The sequence below is a fragment of the Streptomyces sp. NPDC101132 genome, assembly GCF_044759225.1.
GTDB lineage: Bacteria > Actinomycetota > Actinomycetes > Streptomycetales > Streptomycetaceae > Streptomyces.
Genome location: NZ_JBIVYX010000002.1, coordinates 576508 through 588505 on the forward strand (window position 1 = coordinate 576508; position 11998 = coordinate 588505).

8 protein-coding genes are annotated in these 11998 nt (G+C 74.2%); 5 read left to right on the forward strand and 3 right to left on the reverse strand.

All coding sequences use genetic code 11. The features are described from left to right. Positions 1–64 precede the first annotated feature (64 nt). The gene (locus ACIQUR_RS06805; RefSeq protein ID WP_403659850.1) at positions 65–1327 is read right to left on the reverse strand and encodes a DUF2079 domain-containing protein; all 1263 of its coding nucleotides are present in this window, start codon (positions 1325–1327) and stop codon (positions 65–67) included. A gap of 650 nt (positions 1328–1977) precedes the next feature. On the opposite strand from ACIQUR_RS06805, the gene mfd reads away from it, so the two are divergent. Next, positions 1978–5508: a transcription-repair coupling factor gene (mfd, locus tag ACIQUR_RS06810; RefSeq protein ID WP_403659388.1), complete on the forward strand. Its 3531-nt coding sequence runs from the start codon at positions 1978–1980 to the stop codon at positions 5506–5508. Positions 5509–5580: 72 nt separating this feature from the next. Here mfd and ACIQUR_RS06815 read toward each other — a convergent pair whose 3' ends face one another. Continuing rightward, positions 5581–5757 (reverse strand): antitoxin, encoded by a 177-nt coding sequence (locus ACIQUR_RS06815; protein WP_403659391.1) that lies wholly within the window; start codon positions 5755–5757, stop codon positions 5581–5583. Between the two features lie 108 nt (positions 5758–5865). Between ACIQUR_RS06815 and ACIQUR_RS06820 the strand changes: the two genes are divergently transcribed. Beyond that, complete coding sequence (locus tag ACIQUR_RS06820; RefSeq protein WP_403659394.1) at positions 5866–6591, forward strand: HNH endonuclease family protein; 726 nt, start codon at positions 5866–5868, stop codon at positions 6589–6591. Between the two features lie 66 nt (positions 6592–6657). Here the strand turns inward: ACIQUR_RS06820 and ACIQUR_RS06825 are convergent, their stop codons facing one another. After that, complete coding sequence (locus tag ACIQUR_RS06825; protein WP_403659397.1) at positions 6658–7374, reverse strand: hypothetical protein; 717 nt, start codon at positions 7372–7374, stop codon at positions 6658–6660. 197 nt (positions 7375–7571) lie between these two features. On the opposite strand from ACIQUR_RS06825, the gene ACIQUR_RS06830 reads away from it, so the two are divergent. From ACIQUR_RS06830 to ACIQUR_RS06840, 3 genes are all read left to right on the forward strand, one after another. Next, positions 7572–9674, forward strand: coding sequence for an N-6 DNA methylase (locus ACIQUR_RS06830; protein ID WP_403659400.1), 2103 nt, complete (start codon positions 7572–7574; stop codon positions 9672–9674). 112 nt (positions 9675–9786) lie between these two features. Beyond that, positions 9787–10446: a hypothetical protein gene (locus ACIQUR_RS06835; protein WP_403659403.1), complete on the forward strand. Its 660-nt coding sequence runs from the start codon at positions 9787–9789 to the stop codon at positions 10444–10446. Beyond that, positions 10443–11960 (forward strand): protein kinase, encoded by a 1518-nt coding sequence (locus ACIQUR_RS06840; protein ID WP_403659406.1) that lies wholly within the window; start codon positions 10443–10445, stop codon positions 11958–11960. The genes ACIQUR_RS06835 and ACIQUR_RS06840 overlap by 4 nt, the downstream gene beginning before the upstream one ends. The last annotated feature ends 38 nt before the right edge of the window (positions 11961–11998 follow it).

An 11998-nucleotide genomic window follows, 5' to 3' on the forward strand; every position in this document is an offset into this window, starting at 1 on the left:
CCGGTCCACGGCGGGCGCGGGGCCCTCGCCGTCCCGCCCGCCGCCCCGGTCCGAAAGACAGGGCCTAGCCGCCGTGCTTCAGCAGGACGTACCCCGACGCCTGGCCGAAGAGGGTGAAGGTCTCGCCGGGGTGCAGCTTCTCGGCGTACTCGACCGGGTTGCCCGCCCAGCCGGACCCGTTGTCCAGCGCGATCCAGTCGGGCACCACGCCCCGGGTGTCGCCGATCCAGAACACCCGGCAGCGCGAGACCAGCCGGGCGATCGGGCCCACGTCCGCCTCGACGCTCGCGCCGTCCGGGATCCGGGCCAGGAGCTGCTCGGCCTCCGTGACCCGCTCGCTCTTCCGGTACGTCGGCGCCTCGGTGAGCGCGGCGAGCGGCTGGTGCGGGGTGAGCGCGAGGGCGGCCGCCGCGACGGCGAAGGGCGCGTGGAGCGCGTACGAGCGCAGCCACGGCCGCGGGGAACGGCGGGCCGCGTCCGCCGCGTCGACCAGGGCCAGGGCGAGGACCGGCATCAGCACCGCGTTGTAGTGCCAGTCCGTGGACCAGTAGTGCTCCTCCCCGGACAGGAACCGCCAGCCCAGCGTCGGCAGCAGGGCCAGCAGCAGCGGGGAGCGCAGGGCCAGCAGCCCGGTGGTGGGCACCAGGATCCACAGCAGGGTGCGGATCTTGGTGTCGAGGCCGTCGAAGGGGCCGTGGGAGGCGAGCTTGTCCCAGTAGCCGTAGTCGCCGCCGGTGTTGAAGGCGGGGATCACGACCGTGAACACCAGCAGCGCGGCGGCCAGCCCGAAGACGGCCGTGCCCAGCGCCCACCAGGCGGCGCGCGGGTCGGTGCGCCGGGCCCGGAGGGCGACCAGCAGGGCGATGGCGGACAGCGTGACGCCCAGGTCCTCCTTGACCAGCACCAGCGGCAGCGCCCACCAGAGGGCGGCCCGCCAGCGGTGCGCGAGGAGGGCCTCCAGGGCGAAGGCGATCAGGGGGACGGCGAAGCAGATCTCGTGGAAGTCGAAGTCGACGGCCCGCTGGACGCCCCAGGAGAGTCCGAACGCCACCCCGACCGCCGTCCCGCGGGCCGGGCCCAGCAGCCGGCCCGCCGCCCGGGTGACCGGCAGCACGGCCAGCGCGAACAGCGCGGCCTGGGCCACCAGCAGGGTCACCGGGGTCGGGAAGACCCGGTAGAAGGGGGCGAGCAGGGCGGTCACGGGACTGAAGTGGTCGCCCAGGATGTGGCTGCCGGGGCCCTTGAGGTCGGCGATCGGCGCCTGGAGGTGTGCGTATCCGCGGATCGCCTGCTCGAAGATCCCGAGGTCCCAGGAGAGGGTCTCCATGCGGCGGTACCGCAGTACGGACTGGAGCGCGTACGCCACGAAGAACGCGCAGGCCAGCAGGTACGGGCCCCGGTCCCGCCGACGGGCGGCGGGAGGGCCGCCCTCGGGGGACCGGGGCCCCGGTATCCGGACGCCGGGCGCGGCCTCGGCGGCTGCGGGCGGCGCCGTCTCGGCGTCGGTACGCGGGGGAGTGGTCAAGGCGAGTCCTGTGGGTCGGCGGCGGGCCAGGGGCCGACCCGGAGGACGGGTACGCGGGGCATCCGGTTGCACCCGCACCCACGCGTCCCCGCCGCGCACGGCCGCCGCCCACCCTACGCCGCCACCTCGCGGGCCCTTCCCCGGCCGCGTCACCACCGGGTCCGCGACGGGCCGGGGCCCGACGTGCCGGGGAGGTCCGGGGTGCGACGGGCCGGGGCCGACGCGCCGGGGAGGCCCGGGGTGCGACGGGCCGGCCCGTCGGCGGCAGGGCGCGGGCGGAGCCGTGGGGCGCGGGGCGGTGGGCACCCGGCGCGGGCCCGCAATCCCCCGCGCGGGGGTACCGGCGTCGTCGTAGGCTGGGGGCACCGGCCCCGCCGGCACACCCGGCCCGTATGACGTGTCGGGTCCTTCGCGTTGCCCTCACTCGGACACCCGGACGGAAAGCCCCCTTCATGAGCCTGCACGGTCTGCTCGACGCCGTCATCCAGGACCCCGCGCTGGCCGAGGCGGTCAAGGCGGCCGCCGACGGCCACCGCCCCCACGTCGACCTCGTGGGCCCCCCGGCCGCCCGGCCGTTCGCGATCGCCGCGCTGGCCCGCCGCACCGGCCGCACGGTGCTCGCCGTCACCGCGACCGGCCGCGAGGCCGAGGACCTGGCCGCGGCCCTGCGCTCCCTGCTCCCGCCGGACGGCGTGGTGGACTTCCCGTCCTGGGAGACGCTCCCGCACGAGCGGCTCAGCCCCCGCAGCGACACCGTCGGCCGCCGCCTCGCCGTGCTCCGCCGCCTCGCCCACCCCAGCCCGGACGACCCCGCGGCCGGCCCCGTGAGCGTGGTCGTGGCCCCCATCAGGTCGGTGCTCCAGCCGCAGGTCAAGGGGCTGGGCGACCTGGTCCCCGTGGCGCTGCGCAGCGGCGGCACCGCCGACCTCGGCGAGATCACCGAGGCGCTGGCGGCGGCCGCGTACGCCCGGGTGGAGCTGGTCGAGAAGCGCGGCGAGTTCGCCGTGCGCGGCGGCATCCTCGACGTGTTCCCGCCCACCGAGGAGCACCCCCTGCGCATCGAGTTCTGGGGCGACGAGGTCGAGGAGATCCGCTACTTCAAGGTCGCCGACCAGCGCTCCCTGGAGGTCGCCGAGCACGGCCTGTGGGCCCCGCCCTGCCGCGAGCTGCTGCTCACCCCCGAGGTGCGCGAGCGGGCCGCGGCCCTGGCCGAGGCCCACCCCGAGCTGGGCGAACTCCTCAACAAGATCGCCGAGGGGATCGCCGTCGAGGGCATGGAGTCCCTCGCCCCGGTGCTCGTCGACGACATGGAGCTGCTGCTGGACGTGCTGCCGGAGGGCGCCATGGCCGTGGTGTGCGACCCGGAGCGGGTACGCACCCGGGCCGCCGACCTCGTGGCCACCAGCCAGGAGTTCCTCCAGGCGTCCTGGGCCGCCACCGCGGGCGGCGGCGAGGCCCCGATCGACGTGGGCGCGGCCTCCCTGTGGGGCATCGCCGACGTCCGCGACCGCGCCCGTGAGCTGGGCATGCTCTGGTGGTCGGTGTCCCCGTTCGCCGCCGGTGAGGACCTCGCGGACGACACGCTCAAGCTCGGCATGCACGCCCCCGAGACCTACCGCGGCGACACCGCCCGCGCGCTGGCCGACACCAAGGGCTGGCTCGCCGACGGCTGGCGCACGGTCTTCATCACCGAGGGCCACGGCCCGGCCAGCCGTACCGTCGAGGTGCTCGGCAACGAGGGCATCGCGGCCCGCCTGGAGGCCGATCTGGGCACGATCGAGCCCTCCGTGGTGCACGTGTCCTGCGGCTCGCTCGACAGCGGCTTCGTCGACCCCGGCCTGAAGGTCGCCGTCCTCACCGAGACCGACCTCACCGGCCAGCGCACCGCGACCAAGGACCTGGGCCGGATGCCGGCCCGTCGCCGCAAGACCATCGACCCGCTGACCCTCCAGGCGGGCGACTACATCGTCCACGAGCAGCACGGCGTCGGCCGCTACATCGAGATGGTGCAGCGCACCGTCCAGGGCGCCACCCGCGAGTACCTGCTCGTCGAGTACGCGCCGGCCAAGCGCGGCCAGCCCGGCGACCGCCTCTACATCCCGACCGACCAGCTGGAGCAGGTCACCAAGTACGTCGGCGGCGAGGCGCCCACCCTGCACCGCCTCGGCGGCGCCGACTGGACCAAGACCAAGCAGCGGGCGAAGAAGGCCGTCAAGGAGATCGCGGCCGACCTGATCAAGCTCTACAGCGCCCGCATGGCGGCCCCCGGCCACACCTTCGGCCCGGACACCCCCTGGCAGCGGGAGCTGGAGGACGCCTTCCCGTACGCCGAGACCCCCGACCAGCTCTCCACGATCGCCGAGGTCAAGGAGGACATGGAGAAGTCCGTCCCCATGGACCGGCTGATCTGCGGCGACGTCGGCTACGGCAAGACCGAGATCGCGGTCCGGGCGGCCTTCAAGGCGGTGCAGGACGGCAAGCAGGTCGCCGTGCTGGTGCCCACCACCCTCCTCGTCCAGCAGCACTTCGGCACCTTCTCCGAGCGCTACAGCCAGTTCCCGGTGAACGTGAAGGCGCTGTCCCGCTTCCAGACCGACACCGAGGCCAAGGCCACGCTGGAGGGGCTGAAGGAGGGTTCGGTGGACGTGGTCATCGGCACCCACCGCCTCTTCTCCTCCGAGACCAAGTTCAAGGACCTGGGCCTGGTCATCGTCGACGAGGAGCAGCGCTTCGGCGTCGAGCACAAGGAGCAGCTGAAGAAGCTGCGGGCCAACGTGGACGTGCTGACGATGTCCGCGACCCCGATCCCGCGCACCCTGGAGATGGCGGTCACCGGCATCCGCGAGATGTCGACCATCACCACCCCGCCGGAGGAGCGCCACCCGGTGCTGACCTTCGTCGGCCCGTACGAGGAGAAGCAGATCGGCGCGGCCATCCGCCGCGAACTCCTGCGGGAGGGCCAGGTCTTCTACATCCACAACCGGGTCGAGTCGATCGACCGGGCGGCCGCCCGGCTGCGCGAGATCGTGCCCGAGGCGCGGATCGCCACGGCGCACGGGCAGATGGGCGAGAGCCAGCTGGAGCAGGTCGTCGTCGACTTCTGGGAGAAGAAGTTCGACGTGCTGGTCTCCACCACGATCGTCGAGTCCGGCATCGACATCTCCAACGCCAACACCCTGATCGTCGAGCGCGGCGACAACTTCGGCCTGAGCCAGCTGCACCAGCTGCGCGGCCGCGTCGGCCGCGGCCGCGAGCGCGGGTACGCGTACTTCCTGTACCCGCCGGAGAAGCCGCTGACCGAGACGGCGCACGAGCGGCTCGCGACCATCGCCCAGCACACCGAGATGGGCGCGGGCATGTACGTGGCGATGAAGGACCTGGAGATCCGCGGCGCGGGCAACCTGCTCGGCGGCGAGCAGTCCGGCCACATCGCGGGCGTCGGCTTCGACCTGTACGTACGGATGGTCGGCGAGGCCGTCGCGGACTACCGGGCGTCCCTGGAGGGCGGCGTCGAGGAGGAGCCGCCGCTGGAGGTGAAGATCGAGCTGCCGGTCGACGCACACGTGCCGCACGACTACGCGCCCGGCGAGCGGCTGCGCCTCCAGGCGTACCGCGCCATCGCCTCGGCCAACTCCGAGGAGGACGTCAAGGCGGTCCGCGAGGAGCTGACCGACCGGTACGGCAAGCTGCCCGAGCCGGTGGAGAACCTGCTGCTGGTGGCCGGCCTGCGGATGCTGGCCCGGGCCTGCGGGGTCGCCGACATCACCCTCCAGGGCAACAACGTCCGCTTCGGGCCGGTGGAGCTGAGGGAGTCCCAGGAGCTGCGGCTCAAGCGGCTCTACCCCGGCTCGGTGCTCAAGCCCGCCACCTCGCAGGTCCTCGTGCCGCGGCCGAAGACCGGCAGGATCGGCGGCAAGCCGCTGGTCGGGCGGGAACTGCTCGCCTGGACCGGGGAGTTCCTGACGCAGATCCTGGGGTCCTGACGTACGGAACCGCCCGCGCCTCCGCGCGGGCGGTTCCGTACGTCTGCGGTCCGTGTCAGGGAGGGCGAAGGCCTACCTGGTCGGGTCGTCGTCGATGCCGAGCTTCTGCTCCACCTGCTGCTGGGCCTGGTCGACCTGCTCGGTGTACTTGCCGCCCGTCTTCTCGTTGACCTTCTGCTCCACGGCGTCGGAGGCCTGCTTGCCCCTGCCGCCGTGCAGCATTTCCCTGGCCTTGTCCATGATCCCCATGTGAGGGCTCCTTCCGGTTTCCCGTCTGTGACGGTACGCCCGTTCGGAGTGGTTTGCCTGTTGAGGGGGTGATTGTCATGTACTGCACGCCGTCTAGGATCTGGCGTCATGCATAGAACCCCTGCTTCCGCCGCCTTGTTGCTGGCCTGTGCCCTGGCCGTCTCCGGCTGTTCCGGGGCGAAGCCGTCCGAACCGGACGGCGGTTCCGGGGGGAGCGGCGGCGGGGGCGACGCCGCGGCCACCGCCCTGCGGGCCGTGGACACCCTCACGGTCAAGGGCCGGGCACCGAAGAAGGGGTACTCGCGGGACGAGTTCGGCAAGGGCTGGCTGGACACCAACGCCAACGAGTGCACCACCCGGGACGACGTGCTCCGGCGCGACCTGGTGAACACCCGCTTCAAGGGCGACGGCTGCCGGGTCACCTCCGGCGTGCTGAAGAAGGACCCGTACGGCGGCAAGCGCCTGAAGTTCGAGCGGGGCGACTCGAGCGTGGACATCGACCACGTGGTGGCGCTGTCCGACGCCTGGCAGAAGGGCGCGGGCAAGTGGGACCGCGCCAAGCGGATAGCCTTCGCCAACGACCCGCTGAACCTGCTGGCCGTCAGCGCCTCGGCCAACCGCCGCAAGGGCGACGGCGACGCGGCGAGCTGGCTGCCCGCCAACCGCGCCTTCCGCTGTCCCTACGTGGCCACGCAGGTGGCTGTGAAGAAGAAGTACGAGCTGTGGGTCACGGCGGCCGAACGCGACGCGATGCGGCGGGTCCTGGAGGACTGCCGGGCGCAGACCCTCCCGTCCGGCGGCACCCCCACCCGCCCGCCGGGCAAGTACCGCTAGGCCGCGTCTTTCGGATCAGGGCGGGCCCGGCCTGATCCGAAAGGCACGGCCTAGGCCCGGCCGCGCCTAGGACTTCTTCCAGTCCTTGCAGCCCGTGGTCTTGAAGTACGCGTCCTTCGCGGTGACCGTCACCACGGCGTTGCCCGAGACGTTGTCGTTCGCCGCGATCGAGTCGATGCCGTGCTCGGCGTCCTTCGCGCGCTCCCAGTAGCACTGGTCGTCGCGGTTGCCGGTGGACCGGTAGGTGCCGGGGGCGATGTCCGTGCCCACCTTGAACATGCCCCCGTCGCCCTTCATCGCGGTGGCGGGGGTGCCGGCGGCCTTCGGGTCCACCGCCTCCCAGTCCCGGCAGCCGGTGGACTTGAAGATCTTGTCGCTCGCCTTCACCTCCACGTAGCCCGTGCCCGTGACGTTGTCGTTGGCGATGATCGAGTCGGCCTCGCCCCGGGAGTCCTTGGCGCGCTCCCAGTAGCACATGCCGTCGGTGTTGCCCGTGGTCCGGTAGAGGCCCGGCTTGAGGTCGGAGCCCACCTCGAAGTCGCCGTCGCCCCCGAGCGCGGCCTTCCCGGCGCCGCCGGCCTTCTTCTTCGCGGCCTTCCCGGCGTCCTTGTTCGTGCCGGACGAGTGGCCGGTCTTCTTCCTGCCGCCCGAGGATCCGTCCGCGGACGTGTCCGTGCACGCCGTGAGGGCGATCAGCGCCGCCGCGGCGCCGAGTCCGGCGAGCGCCTTGCGGGCCGTCCGGCCGTGGCGGGTGCGCTGGTCCTGCTGCATGTTCTGGCTCATGTCGATGTGTGCCTTCCTGCGTTCGGATTCCCTTGCGACGAGCGTCATCACAGCAGATCGCTGTGAACCGAGTCAACGCAGTTCACAGAGATTCTCCGATTCACGCCGTGAAGGGGTCTGTGCCGCGTGTACGGGTATGCTCGGCCGACACACCCGCCGACGCGCCCGTGCAGACGGGCAGACCAGGGGAGCGAGAGGTGCCCGAGAACGCCGCAGAGGTCACCGCAGCCGAGATCGCCCGGCTCGCGGGCGTCGGCCGCGCCGCCGTCAGCAACTGGCGCCGCCGCCACGCCGACTTCCCCCGGCCCGTCGGCGGCACGGAGACCAGCCCCTCCTTCGCCCTCGCCGATATCGAGGCCTGGCTGCGGGCCCAGGGCAAGCTCGCCGAGGTCCCGCTCCGCGAACGCGTCTGGCAGCAGGTGTCCGGTCACCCCGCCGGAGCCGTCGCCGCCCTCGTCCACGCGGGCTGCGCGCTGCTCGTCGTACGCGACCGCCCCACCGACTGGCTGGAGCTGTCCGCCGTCTCCGACGAGCGGATGGCCGAGCTGCTGCGCCCCGCCCTGGCCCAGGTGCTCGCCGCCCGCCTCGGCCCCGGCCACCCCCTCACCGGCCGGGAACCCGGCCCCGCGGACGTGCCGCTGCTGCGCGCCGCCGCCGAACTCGCCGCCGAACTCGGCGCCCGCCAGGCCTTCGAGTTCCTGCTGGGCCGTCACCTCGACGCCAACCCCCGCCAGTACACGCTCACCCCGCCGGGCCTCGCCGAGCTGATGGCCGCCCTCGCCGGCGCCGCCGGCAGCGGAACGGCCGCCACCGCGCCCCTCACCGTCCTCGACCCCGCCTGCGGCACCGGCGGCCTGCTCCGCGCCGTACGCCACCCCGGCGCGCTCCACGCCCAGGACGCGGCCCCCGAACTCGCCGCGCTGACCGCCCTGCGGCTCGCCCTGCACGGCGACGCCGACATCCGCGCCGCGGCCGCCGACAGCCTGCGCGCGGACGCCTTCCCGCACCTCACCGCCGACGTCGTGCTGTGCCACCCGCCCTTCAACGAGCGCAACTGGGGCCACGACGAACTCGCCTACGACCCCCGCTGGGAGTACGGCTTCCCCGCCCGCACCGAGTCCGAGCTGGCCTGGGTCCAGCACTGCCTCGCCCGCCTCCGCGAGGGCGGCACCGCCGTCCTGCTGATGCCCCCCGCGGCCGCCTCCCGCCGCTCCGGCCGCCGCGTCCGCGCCGACCTGCTGCGCCGCGGCGCCCTGCGCGCCGTCATCGCCCTGCCGGCCGGCGCCGCACCCCCGTACGGCGTCCCGCTCCACCTCTGGGTGCTCCGCAAGCCCGCCCCCGGCCTCCAGCCGGCCCCCGAACTGCTGCTCGTCGACGCCGCCGGCCTCGCCGCCGGGCCCGCGGGCGAACCCTCCGGCGGCCGCGACAAGGCCGCCTGGCCCGCCGTGCACGACGCCGTACTGGCCGCCTGGGCGGCGTACGAGAAGACCGGCGGCGTCGAGGAGCGACCGGGCGTCAGCCGCTCGGCCCCCGTCATCGAACTCCTCGACGACGACGTCGACCTCGCCCCCGCCCGCCACCTGCCCCCGCCCGCCGCGGGCGGCGGCCCCGCCGAACTCGCCGCCGTACGCGAACGGCTGGACGCCACCCTGCAGCGCGCCGCCCGCCTCACCCCCGCACCCGCCGGGCCCGCCGCCCCCGAGGCCCGCCCCCGCCCGGCCGGCCCCGCGGGACCCGCCGCCACCACGCTCGGCGAACTCGCCCGGGCCGGCGCCCTCACCCTGCGCACCGGCACCGCCGGCGCCCCGCCCGGCACCGCCGTCCTCACCGAGGCCGACGTGTACGCGGGCACCGCCCCCTCCGGCACCGCCGCACCCGACCCCGGGGCCGCGGCCGACGAACCGGTGCTCACCGAGCCCGGGGACGTCGTCGTGCCACTCCTCGGCGGCGGCTCCGTCGCCCGCGTCATCGACGCGGCCACCGCCGGCGCCGCCCTCGGCCGCAACCTCCAGCTGCTGCGCCCCGATCCGGCCGCGCTCGACCCCTGGTTCCTCGCCGGCTTCCTCCGCGGCACCGCCAACACCCGCCAGGCCAGCAGCTACGCCTCCACCGCCACCCGCCTCGACGCCCGCCGCCTCCAGCTGCCCCGGCTGCCCCTGGCCGACCAGCGCCGCTACGGCGAACGCTTCCGCGCCCTGGCCGAGTTCGAGGACGCGCTGCGGCTCGCCGGACGCCTCGGCGAACAGCTCGTCCAGGGCCTGTACGACGGCCTGACGGACGGTTCGGTCACGCCGGGGTGATCAACCCGGCAACGGTTCGGCACAACCCGGACCGACTGTCGGCATCGGTGTATACGCTCTTCACGCGACCCGACGCATCTCCACACACCCGCCCCGCCCTGTCAGGAGCAGCATGCACGGCCCCGGCTTCCCACAGCAGCACCAGCCGCAGCCCGTCAACCGTCCCTCCGACGGGGCCCTGGTGGGCCTGCGCGTGCTCTTCTGCAGCCTCTCGCTGTTCAGCTGCGGGTTCCTCGCGTGGGCCGCGCCCCTGCGCATCGCCGTCGTCAACGGCACCCGCCGCAACTGGTCGGTCTTCGCGGGCTGCCTCGCGCTGAACATCCTGGCGCTGGTGGGCATCGCGACCGACCCGACCGACGACCTCAGCACCTGGCACGGCAACCTGGGCATGGTCGTGATGCTGTCCACCGCCGTCGCGGCCCTCGGCTGGTTCCTGTACGCGGACATCACGTACTACGCCAAGCCGGCCGGCAACTGGGCCCCGCCGACCGCCTCCGCGCCGTTCCCCGGCCCGTACCAGCAGCCCCAGCAGGGGTACGGCTACCCGCCGGCGCACCACACGCCCGTGCCGCAGCCGCCGGTGGGCCAGACCCCGCCGCACCAGAACCCGCCCCACCAGACCGCGGTCCCGCAGCCGCCGGCGCACCAGACGCCCGTACCCCAGCAGCCCGTCCCGCCGCAGCGCCCCCAGAACCACGACATCGGACAGGTCCGCGCCGAACTGGACGAACTGAGCGAGCTCCTCCGCCGCGACCAGGAGCGCGACCAGTGACCGGACGCGTCATCGCGGACCGGTACCAGCTCGCGACCGTGCTGGGCCAGGGCGGCATGGGCCAGGTCTGGACGGCGTACGACCAGCGGCTCGACCGCCGCGTCGCGGTCAAGCTGCTCCGCCCCGACAAGGTCAGCGGCGGCGCCGCCGAGGCCGAGGAGATGCGGCGCCGCTTCGTGCGCGAGTGCCGGGTCACCGCCCAGGTCGACCACCCGGGACTGGTCACCGTCCACGACGCCGGCAGCGACGACCAGGACCTGTACCTCGTCATGCAGTACGTCGAGGGCGCCGACCTCGCCGACCACCTCGCCGAACACGACCCCTACCCGTGGCCGTGGGCCGTCTCGGTGGCCGCGCAGCTGTGCTCGGTGCTCTCCGCCGTCCACGCCGTGCCCATCGTCCACCGCGACCTCAAGCCGCGGAACGTGATGGTCCGCCCCGACGGCACCGTCCTGGTCCTCGACCTCGGTGTGGCCTCGGTCATGGACGCCGACACCACCCGCCTCACCAACACCGGCACCCCCATCGGCAGCCCCGCCTACATGGCGCCCGAGCAGGCCATGGGCGGCGCCGTCGGCCCGTACACCGACCTCTACGCCCTGGGCGTGCTGCTGCACGAACTCCTCAGCGGCGGCGTGCCCTTCTCCGGCACCACCGCCCTCGGCGTCCTGCACCGCCACCTGTACGAGCCGCCGCTCCCGGTCCGCCAGCTCCGCCCCGAGGTGCCGCCCCAGCTGGAGGCCCTCGTGCTGCGGCTGCTGTCCAAGGACCCGCAGCACCGGCCGGCCTCCGCCCAGGAGGTGTACGAGGCCCTCGCGCCGCTGCTGCCCTCGCACGGCACGCCCGGCGGCCCGCTCGACCCCACCCGTCCCTTCCTGCGGCCGCACGCGCCCTGGCCGGACCGGGCCGGGGCCACCCCGGCCGCGCCCGTGGTGCCGCCCCAGCAGGCCCGCGCCGACGTGGCCGGCGCGGTGGAGGAGGTCAAGCGGCTGCTGGACCAGGGCCGGCTGACCCAGGCCGTGGACATCCTGGGCGGCATCCTCCCGGCCGCCGCCGCGCAGCACGGCGAGAACTCACCCGTCGTCCGCTCCCTGCGCAAGCAGTTCGCGGCCACCCTCATGCACGACGGCCAGTACCGCCGCGCCCTGCCCGAACTCCGGCGGCTCGCCGACGAGTACGCGGCCGAGTCCGGCATCGGCCAGCCGCAGTCGCTGCGCTTCCGGTACGAGGCCGCGCAGTGCCTGGAACAGCTCGGCGAACCGGCCGCGGCCCTCGCCGAATACCGGTCGCTGCTCCCGTACTTCGAGAACCAGTACGCCAACTCGGACCGCGAGCTCCCGCTGGAGATCCGCCGCCGGATCGGCCACCTCCTGCTGGCGCTCGGCGACCGCGCGGCCGCCCACGACACCCTGGCCCGCCTCCTGTTCGACGCCGAACGCCACCACGGCCCGAACCACCCCTTCCCGGGCGAACTCCGCCGCACCCTCCACTGGCTGGGCCAGGTCCACGGCTGAGGTTCAGCGCGGCTCGGCGGCTCGCGGACGCCCCCTGC